This window comes from Mycobacterium sp. NTMscope_MAC_12 (assembly GCF_976985675.1).
In genome coordinates, this window is record NZ_CDRJYY010000001.1 from 4976635 (window position 1) to 4996389 (window position 19755).

General features: G+C 69.3%; 17 protein-coding genes. 12 read left to right on the forward strand and 5 right to left on the reverse strand.

All coding sequences use genetic code 11. The features are described 5' to 3' along the window. Nucleotides 1-61: 61 nt before the first annotated feature. Nucleotides 62-1426: a 3-oxoacyl-ACP reductase gene (locus AC0KS4_RS23105; RefSeq protein ID WP_225329349.1), complete on the forward strand. Its 1365-nt coding sequence runs from the start codon at nucleotides 62-64 to the stop codon at nucleotides 1424-1426. 16 nt (nucleotides 1427-1442) lie between these two features. Further along, nucleotides 1443-2285 carry a MaoC/PaaZ C-terminal domain-containing protein gene (locus AC0KS4_RS23110; RefSeq protein WP_225329348.1) on the forward strand — a complete coding sequence of 281 codons (843 nt, stop codon included), beginning with the start codon at nucleotides 1443-1445 and terminating at the stop codon, nucleotides 2283-2285. Nucleotides 2286-2296: 11 nt separating this feature from the next. Here AC0KS4_RS23110 and AC0KS4_RS23115 read toward each other — a convergent pair whose 3' ends face one another. From AC0KS4_RS23115 to AC0KS4_RS23125, 3 genes are all read right to left on the reverse strand, one after another. Continuing rightward, a complete protein-coding gene (locus AC0KS4_RS23115; RefSeq protein ID WP_238957060.1) occupies nucleotides 2297-3550 on the reverse strand; it encodes a chloride channel protein in 1254 nt (417 codons plus the stop codon). A gap of 26 nt (nucleotides 3551-3576) precedes the next feature. Next, complete coding sequence (locus AC0KS4_RS23120) at nucleotides 3577-4212, reverse strand: TetR/AcrR family transcriptional regulator (protein WP_238957061.1); 636 nt, start codon at nucleotides 4210-4212, stop codon at nucleotides 3577-3579. Nucleotides 4213-4298: 86 nt separating this feature from the next. Continuing rightward, complete coding sequence (locus AC0KS4_RS23125; protein ID WP_225329346.1) at nucleotides 4299-5453, reverse strand: glycoside hydrolase family 3 N-terminal domain-containing protein; 1155 nt, start codon at nucleotides 5451-5453, stop codon at nucleotides 4299-4301. Between the two features lie 113 nt (nucleotides 5454-5566). Between AC0KS4_RS23125 and AC0KS4_RS23130 the strand changes: the two genes are divergently transcribed. From AC0KS4_RS23130 to AC0KS4_RS23165, 8 genes are all read left to right on the forward strand, one after another. Continuing rightward, on the forward strand, nucleotides 5567-5761 hold the full coding sequence (locus AC0KS4_RS23130; RefSeq protein WP_225329345.1) for a DUF2613 domain-containing protein: 195 nt from the start codon (nucleotides 5567-5569) through the stop codon (nucleotides 5759-5761). A gap of 89 nt (nucleotides 5762-5850) precedes the next feature. Next, entirely contained in the window at nucleotides 5851-6024 is a 174-nt protein-coding gene (locus tag AC0KS4_RS23135) for a DUF2613 domain-containing protein (RefSeq protein ID WP_007769006.1), read from the forward strand. 52 nt (nucleotides 6025-6076) lie between these two features. Continuing rightward, nucleotides 6077-10285 carry an alpha-(1->3)-arabinofuranosyltransferase gene (locus AC0KS4_RS23140; RefSeq protein ID WP_238957408.1) on the forward strand — a complete coding sequence of 1403 codons (4209 nt, stop codon included), beginning with the start codon at nucleotides 6077-6079 and terminating at the stop codon, nucleotides 10283-10285. Nucleotides 10286-10383: 98 nt separating this feature from the next. Further along, nucleotides 10384-11835, forward strand: a complete 1452-nt coding sequence (locus AC0KS4_RS23145) for a lipase maturation factor family protein (RefSeq protein WP_238957062.1) — start codon at nucleotides 10384-10386, stop codon at nucleotides 11833-11835. Between the two features lie 200 nt (nucleotides 11836-12035). Beyond that, the gene (locus AC0KS4_RS23150; protein ID WP_238957063.1) at nucleotides 12036-13040 is read left to right on the forward strand and encodes an ABC transporter substrate-binding protein; all 1005 of its coding nucleotides are present in this window, start codon (nucleotides 12036-12038) and stop codon (nucleotides 13038-13040) included. A 601-nt stretch (nucleotides 13041-13641) separates the two neighbouring features. Continuing rightward, complete coding sequence (locus tag AC0KS4_RS23155; protein ID WP_238957064.1) at nucleotides 13642-14907, forward strand: PPE family protein; 1266 nt, start codon at nucleotides 13642-13644, stop codon at nucleotides 14905-14907. 14 nt (nucleotides 14908-14921) lie between these two features. Next, nucleotides 14922-16283, forward strand: a complete 1362-nt coding sequence (locus tag AC0KS4_RS23160; protein ID WP_238957065.1) for a PPE family protein — start codon at nucleotides 14922-14924, stop codon at nucleotides 16281-16283. A gap of 19 nt (nucleotides 16284-16302) precedes the next feature. Continuing rightward, complete coding sequence (locus tag AC0KS4_RS23165) at nucleotides 16303-16653, forward strand: DUF732 domain-containing protein (RefSeq protein ID WP_238957066.1); 351 nt, start codon at nucleotides 16303-16305, stop codon at nucleotides 16651-16653. A 24-nt stretch (nucleotides 16654-16677) separates the two neighbouring features. Here AC0KS4_RS23165 and AC0KS4_RS23170 read toward each other — a convergent pair whose 3' ends face one another. Together AC0KS4_RS23170 and AC0KS4_RS23175 are read right to left on the reverse strand one after the other, a co-directional pair. Continuing rightward, nucleotides 16678-17832 (reverse strand): NAD-dependent formate dehydrogenase, encoded by a 1155-nt coding sequence (locus tag AC0KS4_RS23170; protein WP_238957067.1) that lies wholly within the window; start codon nucleotides 17830-17832, stop codon nucleotides 16678-16680. Between the two features lie 109 nt (nucleotides 17833-17941). Then, entirely contained in the window at nucleotides 17942-18853 is a 912-nt protein-coding gene (locus AC0KS4_RS23175) for a LysR family transcriptional regulator (protein WP_238957068.1), read from the reverse strand. A gap of 88 nt (nucleotides 18854-18941) precedes the next feature. Here AC0KS4_RS23175 and AC0KS4_RS23180 point away from each other — a divergent pair, with 88 nt between their 5' ends. Together AC0KS4_RS23180 and AC0KS4_RS23185 are read left to right on the forward strand one after the other, a co-directional pair. Then, complete coding sequence (locus tag AC0KS4_RS23180) at nucleotides 18942-19154, forward strand: hypervirulence associated TUDOR domain-containing protein (RefSeq protein ID WP_238957069.1); 213 nt, start codon at nucleotides 18942-18944, stop codon at nucleotides 19152-19154. A gap of 18 nt (nucleotides 19155-19172) precedes the next feature. Next, nucleotides 19173-19730: a DUF488 domain-containing protein gene (locus tag AC0KS4_RS23185; RefSeq protein ID WP_238957070.1), complete on the forward strand. Its 558-nt coding sequence runs from the start codon at nucleotides 19173-19175 to the stop codon at nucleotides 19728-19730. The last annotated feature ends 25 nt before the right edge of the window (nucleotides 19731-19755 follow it).

The window sequence follows — 19755 nt, forward strand, 5'->3', positions numbered from 1 at the left end:
CCTCGATACGGTTGTGCTGTAGGCATACCCCGACTTCGCAAGAACATGGAAGGTAGCTCCGGTGGCTCCCAAGGTCTCGTCCGATCTGTTCTCTCAGATCGTCAACTCCGGTCCTGGTTCGTTTCTCGCCAAGCAGCTCGGTGTTCCCCAACCCGAGACGCTGCGCCGCTACCGCGTCGGTGATCCGCCGCTGTCCGGGGCGCTGCTGATCGGCGGGGAGGGCAGAGTCGTCGAGCCGTTGCGCGCGGCACTGGACGCCGATTACGACCTGGTGGGCAACAACCTGGGCGGGCGCTGGGCCGACAAGTTCGGCGGGCTGGTCTTCGACGCCACCGGCATCACCACGCCCGAGGGGCTCAAGGGGTTGTACGAGTTCTTCACCCCGCTGCTGCGCAACCTGGGCCATTCCGCGCGCGTGGCGGTGGTCGGCACCACGCCCGACGGTGCCGCCAGCCCGCACGAGCGGATCGCGCAGCGCGCGCTGGAGGGCTTCACCCGCTCGCTGGGCAAGGAGCTGCGCAACGGCACCACGGTGGCGCTGGTGTATCTGTCGCCGGACGCCAAACCCGCTGCGACGGGCCTGGAGTCGACGATGCGGTTCATCCTGTCGGCCAAGTCGGCGTACGTCGACGGCCAGGTCTTCTACGTCGGGGAGGCGGACTCCACCCCGCCGGGTGACTGGGAGCGGCCGCTGGACGGCAAGGTCGCGATCGTGACGGGCGCGGCCCGCGGCATCGGTGCGACGATCGCCGAGGTGTTCGCCCGCGACGGCGCGCGCGTCGTCGCGATCGACGTCGAATCGGCCGCCGAGGCGCTGGCCGAAACGGCCAGCCGGGTCGGGGGCACCGCGCTGTGGCTCGACGTCACCGCCCCCGATGCCGTCGACAAGATCACCGAGCACCTGCGCGAGCATCACGGCGGCCGCGCGGACGTCTTGGTCAACAACGCCGGGATCACCCGCGACAAGCTGCTGGCCAACATGGACGACGCGCGCTGGGATGCCGTCCTGGCCGTCAATCTGCTTGCCCCGCTGCGCCTTACCGAGGGGCTGGTGGGCAACGGCAGCATCGGCGAAGGCGGCCGGGTGGTCGGCCTGTCGTCGATGGCGGGCATCGCGGGCAACCGCGGCCAGACCAACTACGCCACCACCAAGGCGGGGATGATCGGACTGACCCAGGCGTTGGCGCCGGAGCTCTACGACAAGGGCATCACCATCAACGCCGTCGCACCGGGATTCATCGAAACCCAGATGACGGCCGCCATCCCGCTGGCCACCCGCGAGGTCGGCCGCCGGATGAACTCGCTGCTGCAGGGCGGCCAGCCGGTGGATGTCGCGGAGGCCATCGCCTACTTCGCCAGCCCGGCCTCGAACGCGGTGACCGGCAACGTCATTCGCGTCTGCGGCCAGGCCATGCTGGGCGCCTGAACGTCAGGAGAAAGTGATGAACCAGCCAAGCGGCCTGAAGAACATGCTGCGCGCGGCCGCCGGGGCCCTGCCGGTGGTGTCCCGCGGCAGCGGGGTGCCCACCCGCACCGTCACCATCGAGGAACTGCCCATCGACCGCACGAACGTGGCCGAGTACGCGGCGGTCACCGGCCTGCGCTACGGCAACTGCGTGCCGCTGACCTACCCCTTCGCGTTGGCCTTTCCGGCGCTGATGTCGCTGGTGACCGGGTTCGACTTTCCGTTTGCCGCAATGGGATCGGTGCACACCGAAAACCACATCACCCAGTACCGCCCGATCGCGGTCACCGACACCGTCGGCGTGCACGTGCACGCCGAGAACCTGCGCGAGCACCGCAAGGGCCTGCTGGTCGACTTGGTGACCGATGTCAGCGTCGGCAACGACACCGCGTGGCATCAGGTGACGACGTTCCTGCACCAGCAACGCACCAGCCTGTCCGACGAACCCAAACCGCCCCCACAGAAGCAGCCCAAGCTGGCGCCACCGCCCACCGTGCTGCGCATCAGCCCGGGCCTCATCCGTCGCTACGCCGTCGTCGGGGGCGATCACAACCCGATCCACACCAACCCGATCGCGGCCAAGCTGTTCGGATTTCCCACCGTGATCGCGCACGGAATGTTCAGCGCCGCGGCCGTATTGGCCAACGTCGAAGCCGCGATTCCCGACGCGGTGCGGTACTCGGTGCGCTTCGGCAAGCCAATGGTGCTGCCCGCGACGGCCGGTCTCTACATCGACGAACACGACGGCGGCTGGGACCTTTCGCTGCGCAACGTCGCCAAGGGTTACCCCCACCTGACCGGCACGGTCCGGCCGCTGTAGCGCGATCGCCACTAGCCCGCGTGCGTTGAACCGCGCCCGCAGGCAAGCACTTTCAGCGCATGGGCGGCGGTCGCGGTCAGCAGGAACAGCGCGAACAGCCACAGCGGCGGCCGGGCGAGTTCCCAGACGAAGATCGCCGCCCAGATCGGTGAGCCCTGGGTCACCGCGAGCACGCCTGCGGCCCCGGCCAGCGACACCGCGGGCACGTGCAAGTGCGTCCCGCTCGCCCAGTTGATCGCCAGCACCAGCGCCGCCCCTGCGGCCGCGCCGGTCGCCAGCGACGGCGTCAGCAGTCCGCCCGCACCCCCGGCGCGCAGGAACAGCGCTGTCAGAAGGGGTTTCAACGCCAGGATCGCCAGCGCCGACACCAAGGTCATGCCGCTGGCCAGGCTGACCGTCAGGATGCTGCGGCCGTTGCCGGGTAGCTCCGGCCACCAATGCGAGCAGACTCCCATCACCAGGCCGGCCCCCGCCAGCGCCGGGATCAGCACCCAACTCCGCAACGGGCGCGCCGGCCGCGCCGCGGCCATCAACCGGTTGAAGCCCCACCCCACCGCGAAAGTCACCGGCGCCAACAACAATCCGTGCGCGGTCAACAGGTAGGTCGACTCTTCCATCGGCCACTGCAGGTTGGGTTGATCACGCGTGACGGCCGAGCCGACGGCGACCGCCAAGCCGGAGGACAGGAACGCCGCGCCCACCGCGCGCGGCTCCCAGGTGCCGAGCAAGATCCGGACCGAGAACAGCGCCCCGGCCAACGGAACCGCATACACCGCGCCCAGCCCCGCCCCCGCCGCGCAGGCCAGCAGGACCTCGTGGTCGCGCGGGGAGAGGCGCTTGAGCCATCCGGTTCCCAAATCGCCTAGGGCCGCGGCGAATTGGCGTGGCGCCCCTTCCCGCCCGAGCGATGCGCCCGATCCGACGAGCAGCACCTGCAGCAGGGCGTCGACGCTCCAGGACAGCCGCGGCACGCGTTCGTGGCGGGCGATGGTTTCCGCCAGCGGCGGCACGTCCGTCCGGCGCCGCAGCAGCCACCACCCGAGCCCGGCCAACCCGGCGCCGATCATCGGGCCGACCACGCGGCGTACCGGGCTGCTGGCGGCGACCCCGGCCAGCAGCGCGCCGAAGCTGTAGTGATAGGTGGCGTGCTGAGCGGCCCGCAGCACGAAGGTCGTCGCCAATCCGGCAACGCCGGCCAGCAAGCCGACGATGATCACCGCGCAAAAGAAGTCGAGGTTGCCGCGCTCCGTGCGGGGGACGGGCATTCGGGCCACCTGACGACGAAGGAGGTCTAGTCGCCGGCGGAGTCCGGCTGGGACCGGGCCGCGTCCCGCTCCTCGGGGGAGCCCTTGAGGCCGTACCAGAACAGGTCGATCATCAGCTCGGCCGCCTCGTCGACGTCGATGTCGCCGGTGGACAGCCGATTGGCCACCGCCTCGCCCGCGCCCACCAGCGCCACGGCCATCATCTCGTGCTCGCGGTCCGGCCGCGGGGTGCGGCTGCCGGCCTGCACCAGCCCCGCCACCAGGTCGATGATCTGCTCGCGCCCTTCACGCACCATGTGGGCGAATGCCTGCGAGCTGGTGGCCTGGGTGTACATCACGATCCAGGACGCCCGGTTGGCGTCGATGTAGCGCATGAACGACGCGATGGTGTTGCGCAGCATGTCATTCGGGCTCTGCCCGAAGTCCATGTCGGCGCGCACCACGTCGATGAACCGGCTCATCTCCCGGTTCAGGCAGGCGCCGAACAGGTCCTCCTTGGAGCCGTAATACAGGTACAGCATGGGCTTGGAGATCTGCGCCTGGGCGGCGATGGCGTCCATCGAGGTCTCGTGGTAGCCGTTGACCGAGAACATCTGCACCGCGGCGTCGAGCATCTGCTGCTCACGGACGGCGCGCGGTAACCGCTTGGTACCACCCGCCATCGCTCGCCTCTCTAGCCCGTCTATCTGACTCAAGAGTAAGCAATGCGGGCGGGCCGCACAGCCGTTAATGCCAACGGCGGCGCCCGCTAGTGCCCGCAGGTCGGGCTCGGGCCCTTCATCGTCGCCACCCGCACCAGCGCCTCGTCCACCCGTTGTGCCGGCAATTCGCCTGAGGCGACGGCCTTTTGCAGCCGGTCCAGGACCGCCGGCACCTCGTCGGTGGTGACCCACAGCGCGATGTCGACGCCGGCCAACAGGGTGCGCAGCACCGCCTCCGAGACCCCGTACCGTTCGGAGATAGCGGCCATGCTGGACAGGTCGTCGCTGAACACCGGGCCGGTGAACGGCGGGCCCTTGTAGCCGACGCCGTTGCGCAGCAACTGCACCGCCTCGGGGCTCAGGCTGGCCGGGACGTCGCCGGTGAGTTCCGGAACCTGCAGGTGGCCCACCATCACCGCGACCGGCGACGCCGCCACCAGCGACCGGTAGGGCACCAGGTCGCTGGTTTGCAGGGCGCTCAGCGGCGGCGTGACCACACCGCCGGTGTGCGAATCACCCGAGCCGTGCCCGTGGCCGGGGAAATGCTTGAGCACCGGCAGCAGCCCGGCGTCGCGAAGACCCTGCGCGTAGGCCCCGGCGTAGTCCGTCACCTTCTGCGGGTCCGCGCTGAACGAACGGTTGCCGATGACGGCGTCGTCGTCCTCGTCGCTCACGTCGACCACCGGAGCGAAGTCGACGGTGATGCCCAGGTCGTGCATCTTGCGGCCGCGGTCGGCCGCCAGGTCGTGGACCTGCTGGACGGTCTGCGTCTGCGCCAGCTCCCGCGCCGACGGGGAGGTCCCGATCAGGGTCTTCAGCCGCGACACCCGGCCACCCTCTTCGTCGACGCTGACGGCCAGCGGCAGCGGTCCCGCCTTGGCGCTGATGTCCGCCAACGGCCCCTGGAAGATCGCCAAGTCCGTCCAGCTGCCGATGAAGATCCCGCCGACGTGGTAGCCGTTGACGACGGCCCGGGCGTCGTCGGCGTTCTTCACCCCGACCATCAGCAGTTGGGCCAGCTTGTCGCGGAGGCCCAGCGTGGCCGGCACCGCCGACGGGTCGGCGCACACCGGCGGGGCCGGCGCGGCCGCCGGCTTGCTCGACGTCGACGGGTGAGCGGATGGGTGCGCGGGGTGGTGGGCGCAGCCGGCCACCAGCGCCGACGCGGCCGCGAGCACAGCGAAGGTGCGCGAAAATGCCATCGGGCCATGTTTTCACGGGGCGTTGCGTCCCCGGCCCCAGGGGTCAGCAGCGGTACGTTGCTGATCAAGGGGGAGGTCACCAGGCGCATGTTGCCGGGCAGGGAGGAGCGGCGATGAGCGGTTTCACGGTGGCGGCCGCGGCCAGCATCGCGGTGGGTTTGTCCATCGGGGTCGCCACGACGGTCGGCATCACGCTGGCGGTGGCCGACGACACCGCCGTCGGAGTGCAGGCGCCGCCGCGCCCGGCCCTGCCCTATCAGGTGCAATACGGCGACCGCTGTATCCACGGACACTGCCTGCACTGGTGACGAGCGGTCCGAGTGACCGACCGCTTCTGCTAGGTTGGCGCTAGGTTGAAGTCACGACCGCAAGCCCCGCAAGAACCCAGGAGCCGTCGATGAACCGGATCGTTGCGCCCGCCGCAGCGAGCGTTGTGGTGGGCCTGTTGCTCGGCGCGGCCGCGATCTTCGGGATCACGTTGATGGTCCAGCAAGACACGAAGCCGCCACTCCCCGGGGGCGATCCGCAGTCGTCAGTGCTCAACCGGGTCGAGTACGGCAACCGTAGCTAACCGGTCGACGACGGGGACCGCAGCGCCGGTCTCGTGCTCGACGGCCGGACCCCTGTCGCGCCGCTGGCTGTGGCTGGTCGCCGCGATCGCGCTGGCGCTGTCGTTCGCGCAATCGCCGGGGCGGATCTCCCCCGACACGAAACTCGACCTGACCGCCAACCCCCTGCGCTTTTTGGCGCGCGCGACCAACCTGTGGAACAGCGAGCTGCCGTTCGGGCAGGCGCAGAATCAGGCCTACGGCTACCTGTTTCCGCACGGCACCTTTTTCCTGATCGGTCACGCGCTGAGCGTGCCCGGCTGGATCACCCAGCGGCTGTGGTGGGCGCTGCTGCTCACGGTCGGCTTCTGGGGGCTGATGCGCGTCGCCGAGGCGCTGGGAATTGGCAGCCCGGGGTCACGGGTGATCGCCGCGACGGCGTTCGCGCTGTCGCCGCGGGTGCTGACCACCCTCGGATCGATCTCGTCGGAAACGTTGCCGATGATGCTGGCGCCCTGGGTGTTGCTGCCCACGATCCTCGCGTTGCGGGCGTCGACGGATCGGTCCGTGCGAGCACTGGCGGCGCGGGCGGGCCTGGCCGTCGCGCTGATGGGCGCGGTCAACGCCATCGCGACCCTGGCCGGCTGTCTGCCCGCGGTGATCTGGTGGGCATGCCACCGACCGAACCGGCGGTGGTGGCGGTACACCGGGTGGTGGCTGCTGTCGCTGCTGCTGGCCACGCTGTGGTGGGTGGTGGCGCTGGTGATGCTGCGCGCCATCAGCCCGCCGTTCCTGGACTTCATCGAATCCTCCGGCGTGACAACGCAATGGTCGTCGCTGACCGAGATGCTGCGCGGGACCGACAGCTGGACGCCGTACGTGGCGCCGAACGCCACCGCGGGCGCTCCGCTGGTGACCGGGTCGGCGGCCATCCTGGGCACCTGCCTGGTCGCGGCAGCCGGGCTGGCGGGGCTGGCCTCCGCCGCCATGCCGGCGCGCGGCCGCCTGGTCACGATGCTGTTGGTCGGGGTGGTCTTGATGGCCGTCGGCTACAGCGGCGGGCTGGGCTCGCCGGTGGCGCACGCGGTGCAGGCCTTCCTGGACGCCGGCGGCGCCCCGCTGCGCAACGTGCACAAGCTGGGGTCGGTGGTCGGGATCCCGGTGGCGCTGGGCATCGCCGCGCTGCTGGGCCGGATACCGCTACCGGGCAGCGCCCCGGCGCCGGTGTGGCTGCGCGCGTTCGCCCACCCGGAGCGGGACAAACGCGTGGCGACCGCGATGGTGGTCCTGACGGCGTTGATGGTCAGCACGTCGCTGGCGTGGACCGGTCGGCTGGCGCCACCGGGCACGTTCACCGCCATCCCGCCGTATTGGCACGACGCCGCCGACTGGCTCACCGAGCACAACACGGGCGCGCCCACACCCGGGCGGGTGCTCGTCGTCCCGGGTGCGCCGTTCGCCACTCAGGTGTGGGGCACCAGCCACGACGAGCCGCTGCAGGTGCTGGGCAGCAGCCCGTGGGGGGTGCGGGATTCGATCCCGCTGACCCCGCCGCAGACCATCCGGGCGCTGGATTCGGTGCAGCGCCTGTTCGCCGCCGGCCGGCCCTCGGCGGGTCTGGCCGATACCCTTGCGCGCCAAGGCATTTCCTATCTGGTGGTGCGCAATGACCTGGATCCCGACACGTCGCGCTCGGCGCGCCCCATCCTGGTGCACCGCGCCGTGGACGGATCGCCGGGGCTGCGGAAGGTGGCGCAGTTCGGCGCCCCGGTGGGGCCCGGCACGCTGGCCGGCTTCGTCGCGGACAGCGGGTTGCGGCCGCGCTATCCGGCGGTCGAGATCTACCGCGTTGGCGGCGACGGCGATTTCAACGACCCCGCCACGCCCTATCTCGTCGACGCCGACCGGCTGGCCCGGGTCGACGGCGGACCGGAAGTGCTGCTGCGCCTTGACGAACGGCGGCGGCTGCTGGGTCAGCCGCCGCTGGGCCCGGCGCTGATGACCGCCGACGCGCGCGCCGCCGGGCTGCCGTTGCCGCCGGCAGCCGGCGTGACCGTCACCGACACCCCGGTAGCCCGGGAGACGGATTACGGTCGGGTAGACCAACATTCGTCGGCGATCCGCGCCCCCGGGGACGCGCGGCACACCTACAACCGGGTGCCGGACTATCCCGTGCCCGGCGCCGAGCCGGTGGCCGGCGCCTGGGCGGGCGGGCGGATCACGGTGTCGAGCTCGTCGTCGGATTCCACCGCGATGCCCGACGTCGCGCCGGCGACCTCCCCGGCCGCCGCGATCGACGGGGACTCCGCGACCGCCTGGGTGTCCAACTCGCTGCAGGCCGCCGTCGGCCAGTGGATGCAGATCGATTTCGACCACCCGGTGACCAACGCGGCAATCACGTTGACGCCCAGCGCAACCGCCGTCGGCGCCCAGGTCCGCCGCATCCTGATCGAAACCGCCACCGGCAGCACCACGCTGCGGTTCGACGAGCCGGGCAAGCCGCTCGCCGCGGCGCTCCCCTACGGCGAAACGCCGTGGGTGCGGATCACCGCCGCGGGCACCGACGACGGGTCCGCCGGAGTGCAATTCGGCATCACCGACCTGACGATCACCCAGTACGACGCGTCCGGGTTCGCCCACCAGGTCGACCTGCGGCACACGGTGCGGGTGCCGGGACCGCCGCCCGGCGCGCCGATCACGGGGTGGGACCTGGGATCGGAACTGCTCGGCAGGCCGGGCTGCGCCCCGGCGCCCGACAGCGTGCGTTGCGCGCCGTCGATGGCGCTGACCCCGGAGGAGCCGGTCAACTTCAGCCGGACGCTGACCGTGCCGGCGCCGCTGACGGTGACCCCGACGGTGTGGGTGCGGCCCCGGCAGGGCCCAAAGCTGGCCGCGCTGATCGCCGAACCCAATACCACTGTCGCCCACGGTGATTCGGATGCGGTGGACGTGCTGGGCTCGGCCTACGCGGCCACCGACGGCGACCCGGCCACCGCCTGGACGGCGCCGCAGCGGGTGGTGCAGCACAAGACGCCACCGACCTTGACGCTGACCCTGCCTCGGCCCACCGAGGTCACCGGGTTGCGGCTGGTTCCCAGTCGGGCGGCCCTGCCCGTGCACCCGACGATGGTGGCCGTCAACCTGGGTGACGGCCCACAAGTCGCGGTGGTCAAGGCTGATTTGGACGCGGCGCAGACGCTCGCGCTGAAGCCCCGGGTGACCGACACCGTGACCATCAGCCTGCTGGACTGGGACGACGTCATCGACCGCAACGCGTTGGGCTTCGACCAGCTCAAGCCGCCCGGGCTGGCCGAGGTGGCCGCGCTCGGGGCCGACGGCACCCCGATCGCGCCGGCCGATCCCGCCCGCAACCGCGGCCGGGAGGTCACCGTCGGATGCGATCGCGGCCCGGTCATCGCGGTCGCGGGCCGGTTCGTGCACACCGCGATCCACACCACCGTCGGGGCGATCCTCGATGATCAGCCCCTGGCGGCGGTGCCTTGCGACCGCGACCCGATCGCGCTGCCCGCCGGCCAGCAGGAGCTGTTGATCAGCCCGGGTGCCCAGTTCGTCGTCGATGGGGCCGAACTGTCGACCCCGGAGGCCACCGAAAGCGCGCGGGCCGAACGTCTTTCGTCCTGGCGGGCGTGGGGACCGGACCGGCGCGAGGTCCAGGCGCCCCCGTCGGCCACCGCCCGGGTGCTGGTCATCCCGGAAAGCATCAACCCCGGCTGGGTGGCGCGCACCGGCACCGGGGCCCGGCTGACGCCGATCGCCGTCAACGGTTGGCAGCAGGGCTGGGTGGTTCCCGCGGGCGACCCGGGCACCATCACGCTGACATTCGCCGCCAACCCGCTCTACCGCGCGGGCCTCGCAGTGGGGCTGGCCTTATTGCCGCTGCTGGCGCTGCTGGCGTTCTGGCGCACCAGAAGAACCGACGCCGACGCGGCCGCGCAACCGTGGCGGCCCGGGGCCTGGGCGGCGGTCGCGGCGGTGGCGGCCGCGGCGGTGATCGCCGGCGCCGGCGGCGTCGCGTTGATGGCCGCCGCCCTGGGTCTGCGGTACGCGGTGCGCGGCGGGCGCTGGGAGCGTCTCGCGCTGGTGGGCAGCGCCGGCGGGTTGATCGGAGCCGGGGCGGCATTGTCGCGGCAGCCCTGGCGCTCGGTGGACGGTTATGCGGGCCATTCGGCGAATATCCAACTGCTGGCCTTGGTTTCGCTTGCGGTGCTCACCGCCTCGGTGATCGCGTTGCCCGACAGGGCGCGTGGATCGGCCGACGAATAGTGCCGAATAGTTTTGGCGGGTAGTGGCTATCCCGTTTATCGGCTGATTGACTGGATATGCGGGTCGGTGTAGCGGCCACCGATCGAGGAGCGAGCGCCATGAGCTGGTTTTCCGCACCCGAATATTGGGTGGGCAGACTGGTGCTCGAGCGCGGCGCCGCGGCGATCTATCTGTTGGCGTTCGTCGCCGCCGCCGCGCAATTCCGCGCGCTCATCGGCGAACACGGGATGCTGCCCATTCCGCGGTTTGTGGCGGCGCAGTCGTTTTGGCGCACGCCGAGCATCTTTCACCTGCGCTATTCCGATCGGCTGTTCGCGGCGGTCGCCTGGTTCGGCGCGGCGCTGTCGGCTGCCGTCGTAGTCGGGGCGGCCGATGCGGTGCCGCTGTGGGCCGCGATGGCGATGTGGCTGACGCTGTGGGTGCTCTACCTCTCGATCGTCAATGTCGGGCAGACGTGGTACTCGTTCGGTTGGGAGTCGCTGCTTCTCGAGACCGGGTTCCTGATGATCTTTCTCGGCAACCACGACGTGGCGCCCCCGGTGCTGACGCTGTGGATGGTCCGATTGCTGTTGTTCCGAGTCGAATTCGGTGCGGGCCTGATCAAGATGCGCGGCGATCCGTGCTGGCGCGATCTGACGTGTCTGTACTACCACCATGAGACGCAGCCCATGCCCGGGCCGCTCAGCTGGTTTTTCCACCATCTGCCCAAGCCGCTGCACCGGATCGAGGTGGCGGGCAACCATTTCGCCCAGCTGATCGTGCCGTTCGGATTATTCGCGCCGCAGCCGGTGGCCGGCGTGGCCGCGACGATCATCGTCATCACCCAGTTGTGGTTGGTGGCGTCGGGCAATTTCGCCTGGCTCAACTGGGTGACGATACTGTTGGCGTGCAGCGCGATCGACGACGCGTCGGTCGTGCGGCTGCTGCCCGGGGAGCTGGTCCCGGCACACCCGGGTTGGGCGCCGACGCCACCGTGGTTCATCGGGCTGGTCGTGGCCGTCTCGGCCGCGGTGTTGTTCATGAGCTACTGGCCGGTGGCGAACATGTTGTCGTCGCGTCAGCGAATGAACATGTCCTTCAATTCATTTCACTTGGTGAATACCTACGGGGCGTTCGGCAGCATCGGGCGCATCCGCCGGGAGGTGGTGATCGAGGGCACCGAGGACGCCCACCTGACCGACCAGACCGTCTGGCGCGAATACGAATTCAAGGGCAAGCCGGGCGGGCTGCGCCGGCTGCCGCGCCAGTGGGCCCCCTATCACCTGCGGCTGGACTGGCTGATGTGGTTCGCCGCGATCTCGCCGGGCTACGCGCAGCCCTGGCTGCGGCCGTTCCTGCAGCGGCTGCTGCGCAACGACCGGCCGACCCTACGTCTGTTGCGCCACAACCCCTTCCCCGATGCGCCGCCCCGGTACGTGCGCGCCCAGCTCTACCAGTACCGCTTCACCACAGGAGCCGAGCTGCGCCGCGACCGGGCGTGGTGGCATCGCGCGCTGGTGGGTGGCTATGTGCCGCCCATGGCGCTGTCGACACCGACCACCACCAATTGAGGGCCAGTCGGCCAGGACGCAACGCATCACTACGTAAAACCGTCGTCTAGGCGTGGTTCCGTTCACCGCAATTCAAACCCTTGTTAGCCCAACCGATCTGCCATAGCCTCGCCTTCCACAGCGCTGCGGCGCCGCCGGGCCGACCCCCGGTGCCGCACCGAACTGCGAAGCCAGCTCGGTGTCCGAATCTGAGGAGCTCAATGTCGACACGACGCCGTACCGCGCTACTGCTGGCTGCCATCGCTCTGCTGCTGCCGGCGTGCGTTACCCGCCAACAGGCCGCCGGCCCCAGCGCGGAGCCGGACCGGGTTCCGCTGTCACAGCTGGCCGACCTGACGCTTAAGGTCGGCGACCAAAAGAGCGTCGGCACCGAAGCCATGCTGCGGGCCGCCGGCGAGCTCCGGGACCTTCCTTATCGGATTGACTTCTCCACCTTCTCATCCGGACCGCCGATGATCGAGGCCGCCACCGCCGGCAAGATCGATTTCGCAATCACCGGTGACACCCCGCCAATTTTCGGCGCCGTCGCCAACGCCCGCATCAAGGTGGTGTCCGCATTCGACGGCGGGGGGCCCGGCGATCAGATTCTGGTTCACGCCGATTCGCCTATTAGCTCCGTCACCGACCTGCGCGGCAAAACCATCGCCCTGGCCAAGGGCAGTTCGGCGCACGCCAATATGCTTGATCAGCTGGACAAGACCGGCCTCAAACCCACCGATGTCCACCTGGTGTTCCTGCAACCAGCCGACGCCCTGTCGGGATTTCGCAACGGCCAGGTCGACGCCTGGGCCGTGTGGGATCCCTACACCGCGCAGGCCGAACAGCAACTCCCGGTGCGGGGCCTGGTCGCACGCAAGCACAAGTACTCGTTCGGGATCGCCTCCGACCAAACGCTGGCCGACGCCAAACGGAACACCGCGCTGGCCGATCTGCTGGCGCGATACGCCAGAGCCGCGGTCTGGGCGCGCGAGCACCCGCCGGAGTGGGCCGCTCAGTATGCCGAGTCGGCCGGCATCGACCCCGCCGTCGCCGCCGTCGCGCAGGGACGCACCCTACGACAGCCGATCCCGCTCGACGACACCGTGATTGACGCCGAGCAGCGCCTCACCGATCTGTTGGCGGCGGCGGGCCAGATTCAGTCCGCACCGCGATTCGGCAACTGGGTGGATCATCGCTTCACCGCCACCGCCGCAGAAACTCACTGACTCCCGTGAGATAGGACCTCTGACCACGAAGTCAGACCGCTCCGCGCGGTAGGGCCGACGCATTGGTGGTCGGACGGTTGGACGCCGACGCGGACGGCTTCGGCACCGGAGGACTTGGGGCGAAACAACGTTCGCGGTCATCGCCGCGCCGATGCGTGAGCGCGCGACGCCGTGTTGCCAATGGTCTTGGTCAAGCGTGCACGGATGACTGGGCTCGGCGCGGGACCGCGAATTTTGGGTGGCGAGATTTTTATTGGGGAAACCGCGTTGCCGGCGCATGTTTGCTTCGTGTTGATTGCGTTTTCACTCCGGGACGTGTACGAATTCGTCCGAGGTAGACGGGGCTATCGAGGTCTTGCTCGCCGAACTGCGGCGTTGCCGGCCTTGCCCATTCGAACGCGGTAATGGCGCGGCGTCAGCCGACGTTGCCACAAGTCTCGTCGGATTTTGCTGGCTAGTCTTCTGAACACCCGAGCACTCAAGCATCTGGCATCCCCTGGTGGATGTTGGCCGAAGTTGCTCAATGTTGTTGAAGATCAACCTTATCGGCAAGGACAAACGCGGAGCCTGCGGTGATCGCAGCCGAAGGCGGAGGAACCAGATGGAATTCGGAGCGTTACCTCCGGAGATCAACTCCGGCAGGATCTACTCAGGTCCCGGGCCGGCACCGTTGTTGGCCGCTGCGGCCGGCTGGGACGGATTAGCGGCCGAATTGCGCGCCACGGCAGCGTCTTACGGATCTGTCGTCGCGGAGCTGAGAACCGCATGGAATGGTCCCTCGTCGGCGTCGATGGCGGCCGCGGCCGCACCGTACATTGCGTGGCTGATCAGCAGCGCCGCGCAGGCCGAGCAGTCGGCAAGTCAGGCGAAGGCGGCGGCAGGCGCTTATGAGGCCGTCTTCGCGGCCACGGTGCCACCGCCGGTGATCGCGGCCAACCGGGCGTTGTTGGCGTCACTGGTCGCGACCAACATCTTGGGCCAAAACACCCCGGCCATCGCGGCCACCGAGGCCCAGTACGCCGAGATGTGGGCCCAAGACGCGGCCGCGATGTATGGCTATGCGGGTTCCTCGGCGGTCGCGGCCCAGCTGGTCCCGTTCACCGCGCCGCCGTCGACCACCGACAGCGGTGGGGAAACGAACCAGGCGGCCGCGGTCGCCTCGGCGGCCCAGTCGTCGGCGAGCTCCCATGTGGAAACCGCGCTGTCCCAGGCGGTCTCGCAGGCTCCCGCCGCGGCGCAAAGTGCCGCCGCGAACGCGGCGGGGACGTCGTCGCCGGGAATCTCGCTCGGTCTTGGGGAAGCCACGGGGGGTTTGAAGAGTTTCAACAGCTTCCTCAGCACCCTTACCGGGCCGTACTCGCCGCTCGGGGTCGCAGACGCGGGGAAGGGTTTTTATCAACTTGCGCTCAACACCAAGGCGATGGGCGGAAACGTTCAAAGTGTCGACCCCACACTGCATCCCAAGGCTCTGCACGGGGTTTTGGCGCCGTTGCTGCACAGCGAACTGCTGACCGGGTCGACGTCGTTGCAGGCGCCGGGTGTGGGAACGGTGTCTGCGGCGGTGGGCCGTGCCGGTGTCGTGGGGTCGTTGTCGGTTCCCGCGAACTGGGCCTCGGCCGCGCCGGCGATCAGGACCCTGGCAGCCGAGTTGCCCGAGACGATGCTCGATGCCGCGCCGGCGATGACCGTCAACCCCGGGCAGGGTCTGTTCGGGCCCACCGCCTTGTCGAGCCTGGCCGGACGCGCGGTCGGTGGTACCGCCACCCGTGCGGTGGCCGGGCCGGCGGTCCGGGTGCCTGGTGCGGTGGCTGTTGATGACATCGCCACCACCTCCACGGTCATCGTGATCCCGCCGAACGCGAAATAAGGAAAGGCACGGCCATGGTTTTCGCCGATTTCGCAGCGCTGCCACCCGAGGTCATCTCCACCCAGCTCTACGCCGGCCCCGGCGCAGCACCCATGCTATCGGCGGCCGCCGCGTGGGCGGCACTGGCCGCCGAATTACATTCCACCGCATCCTCTTACGGCGCGGTGATCTCCGAACTCATCACCGAGTGGCAGGGCCCGTCCTCGACCTCCATGGCAGCCGCGGCCGCACCCTATGTGGGCTGGATCTCGACCACGGCGGGCCTGGCCGAGCAGACCGCCGCCCACGCCCAAGCCGCCGCCACCGCCTATGAGGCCGCGCTGGCCTGCGTCGTCCCCCCGGCGCTGATCGCCGCCAACCGCACCCAGCTCGCAGCACTGCAGGCAACCAACCTGTTGGGGCAAAACGGCGCAGCGATCGCGGCCACCGAAGCCCAATACGCCCAGATGTGGTCCCAAAACGTCACCGCGATGTTCGGCTACGCCAGCTCCTCGCAGGCCGCCGGGGAGCTGACCCCCTTCGAGCAGGCACCCGCTGTCAGCAAGGACACCGGGACGGCGCAGGCAACCACCACAGCCGCCGCGGCCTCGAGCACCTCGTCGTCGTGGATGCAACAACTGCAGGACTACATCAACTCACTGACCACCGGATACACCCAATCATGGCAGCAGCTGATCGAAGGCATGACCGGCAGCAAGGAGATCGCGCCGCTATGGGAGGCGCTGTTTTCCAGCGTCAAAGGCATCGGCGGGCAGGCCACCTGGACCAACGTCGTCGGCGCCAGCGGCGGGCTGGGCGTCTCGGAATGGAAGGGCGCCTTCGTCTACGCGCCCTGGAGCGCCGGCATGCCCAAAGCATCGTTGGGCGCCGGCCTGGCCTCACCCGCAGGTCTTGGCGCCGGCATCCCGGTGCGGCCCGTATCCGCGGTGCTGGGCAGCGCACCCACCGTGGGAAAGCTGTCGGTGCCCTCGAGCTGGGCCAGCGCCGCCCCCGCCATCCGGTTGGCCTCCACCGCACTACCGGCCACCACCACCACCGCGGCCGCCGCGGCGGGTTTTCCCGCCGAGCTGGTCAACGACGCCACCCTGGGCAGCCTGGCCGGCGGCGCACTGGGCGGGCCCGCCGCCCGCGCCATCAACACCACCACCATCCAGACCCGCGCGATCACCGGCCAACGCCGCACCCAACCGGTCAAACTCGACCGCATCATCGCCCAACTACAACAAATGCCCGACCAGGTACAGCACTGGAACGTCGACGAAGCCGGCCTCGACGACCTGGTCGCCCAACTGCGAACCACACCCGGCGTGCACGCCGTCCACGTCAACGACGAACCCGCACCCGCGGCCGCAGCACCCGAACCCCAGCTCGGCTAACCACACCGAAGGAGGCTTCATGAAATGGCTACTCGCGCTGCTCGCCGTATCGATGGGCATCACCATCGCAGCACCGGCACACGCCACCCCCGGCGAAGACGAAGCGCCCGCCGATGACAACAACGGAACCTTCCTGTCCGACCTGCACACCGTCGGCATCAGCTTCAAAGATCCCAGCCAAGCCGTCGCCGCGGGAAAATCCGTGTGCGCCATGATCACCCGCGGCGTATCCGGACTACAACTCCTCACCGACATACGCGACAACAACCCCGCCCTGACCACCAGCGGCGCCGCCCAATTCGCCACCATATCCGCCAAAGCCTACTGCCCAGGACAACTCGAAGAAAGCAAGGGCAAAGGGGGGGGCTGAGCGCCAACTGGCAGACGCCCGCGACTACTTCTGGTAGGACAGCGCCCCGGTGCCCGCGAGCTTGCCGCCCTCGACGATCAGGTACTCCGGACGGATGGGAGTGCCGGCGAACCAGCTTTCCAGGATCTCCCGGGTGCCGGCCGCGTAACGCGCCTGCGCCGACAGCGTTGTCCCCGAAACATGCGGCGTCATCGCGTTATTCGGCATCGTCCGCCACGGATGGTCGGCCGGCGGGGGCTGCGGAAACCACACGTCGCCGGCGTAGCCCCCGAGTTGCCCGCTGCGCAGCGCGTCGGCGATCGCTTCCGGGACGGTCTCCTCGGCGCGGGCGGTGTTGACGATGTAGGAGCCGCGCCGCATCGTCGCGATCAGCTTCTCGTCGAACATCGCGCGGGTGTCCGCGTACAGCGGCGAGTGGATCGAGACCACGTCGACCGCCCGCACCAGCTCCTGCACCGTCGGATGGAACGTCACGTTCAGTTCCTTCTCGACGTCCGGCGCCAGCCGGCGGGTGTCGGTGTAGTGCAGGTTGACGTCGAACGGCGCCAGGCGGCGCAGCACCGCACGCCCGATCCGTCCGGCGGCGATCACGCCCACGTCCATGCCCTCGAGGTCATAGGCGCGCTCGACGCAATCGGCGATGTTCCAGCCGCCTTCGGCGGCCCACCGGTGTGACGGGACGAAATTGCGTACCAGGGCCAGGATCTGCATCACCGCGTGCTCGGCGACGCTGATGCTGTTGCTGTAGGTCACCTCGGCCACGGTGATGCCGCGCTCCTTCGCCGCATCCAGGTCCACGTGGTCCGAGCCGATGCCGGCGGTCAACGCCAGCTTGAGCTTGGGCGCCTTGGCAATGCGCTCCTTGGTCAGGTAGGCCGGCCAAAATGGTTGCGAGATCACGATTTCGGCGTCGGGCAATGCGCGTTCGAACTCCGAGTCGGGGCCGTCCTTATCGGATGTCACCACCAGTTCGTGCCCCGCGTCTTCGAAGAACTTGCGCAGGCCGAGGGCGCCCGACACGCAGCCGAGGAGCTCACCGGGGGTGAAGTCGATCTTCGACGGGGTCGGCACGGTGCTGCCGTCGGGGTAGCCGTGGATCGTCGGGATGCTGTCCCGCGCGTAGGCCGGCGGGTATCCGTCGACGGGGTCGGGGTAGAGCACCATCACACACTTGGCCATTGAATTCTCCTTAACTGGCGATCAACCCCAGTCTCTCGGCGCGGCCACGGGCTGTCCAAGACGCGATTCCGACCGGCTGATAGGCGGCGCCGATCAACGGAGGCGGCGGCTAGGGCTGCTCGGAGAGCGTGGCGCCGATGCGGGCCCCGCGCGCGGTCCGTCGCAGCGCGCGGGCCAGCAACGAGCCCGGCTCGGCCCGGTTGGTGACCAGCGCGATCAGCGAGGTGACCGAGGGCCGCCGCAGCCGCAGCACTTGTGCGCCGGCGGGGACGCCCAGGGTGTGAATCCACGGTTGCGGCACGATGCTCGCCCACCGGCCCGTGCGCACGTGCGCGAATAACGCTGCCACGGAGTCGGTTTCCAGCTGCGGCGTCACCTGGAGGTCGTGGGTGGCCAACGCGTCGTCGATGACCCGGCGCCCACGCATGCCCTGGGTCAGCAGACACAGCGGCAGCTGCACGGCGTCCGACCACGCGATGGTGTCCGATTCGCCGCCCAGCAGGTCCGCGGCGGCGATGAGCACCGGCTGTTCGTGGTAGAGCGGGGTGACCAGCAGGTCGGCCGTGTCCTGTTGGTCCGGATAGAGGATGCCGGCGTCCAATTCGAACTTGCGGACCCGTTCCACAATGCCGGCCGAACGCAGATTGACCTCGAGCCGGACCCGCACCAGCGGATGCGCGGCACAGAACGGATCCGTAAGCAGCGCAACGGTGGTCGAGGCCGCCGGGACCACCCCGAGCCGCAGCTCACCGGTCAGCCCGGCCTGCAACGCGGTCACCTCCCGCTTGAGCGCGTCGCGGTCCGCGAGGATGCGCCGCGCCCAGGGCACCAGCCGTTCGCCCTCGGGGGTGAGGCCTTCGAACCGCTGCCCCCGCCGCACCAGCGGGACGTTGAGTTCGGATTCGAGCTTGCGGATGGCCTCCGACAGCGCGGGCTGCGACACGTAGCACGCCCGCGCGGCACGCGCGAAGTGGCGCTCTTGCGCGAGCGCGACGAAGTACTCCAGCTGACGAAACAGCATGCGCCCATTCGACCACGTGGACGGTTACTCGTCGTCGTGGTGGGGGAACCCACGGAACCAACCGCAACGCACGCAAAGGAGGCGCACGGTGGCGAAACACTTCGAGGTCGGCGACCACGTCCGATGGAACTCGGAAGCGGGTCACGTCAGCGGCATCATCGTCAAGAAGCACACCAGCGACACCGAGTACAAAGGCCACAAGCGGCACTGCACGAAAGATGACCCGCAATACGAGATCAGAAGCGACAAAACCGACCACGTCGCGATGCACAAGGGCGACGCCCTGGAGAAGATCGACTAGGACGAGCGCGACGCAATCATGAGCGACGAGGGCGAGATCTGGACCATCGGACACTGGACGTGCCCGGTGCCGACCTTCTTGGAACCCCTGGATGACGCCCGCATCGACCTGCTCGTCGACGTGCGTGCCCAGCCCGGCTCGCGCCGAAACCCCCAGTTCGGAAGTGCGGAGATGTCGCGCTGGCTCCACGACGCCGGCATCGGCTACCTCCACCTTCCCGAGCTCGGGGGGCGGCGCCGTCGGCAAAGCGTCGATCCCGCCATCAACGCGGGCTGGGAAAACGCGAGCTTCAAGAACTACGCCGACTACACCCTCACCGACGAATACCAGCGCGTACTCGCCGAACTGGTCACCCTCGCCCGCGCTAACCGGGTGGCGATCATGTGCGGCGAACCCATGCCGTGGCGATGCCATCGACAATTGATCGCGAACAGCCTTGTCGCCCAAGGCTGGACGGTATGGCACCTCATCAGCGGATCCGCCCCGCGCCAGCATCGGCTCGGCCAATGGGGCGCCACACCCGTCGTCGACGAGCACAACCGCGTGACGTACCCCGCCGACGCCGACAATTCCTGAACGGCGCACTGACACAACGGGTTTG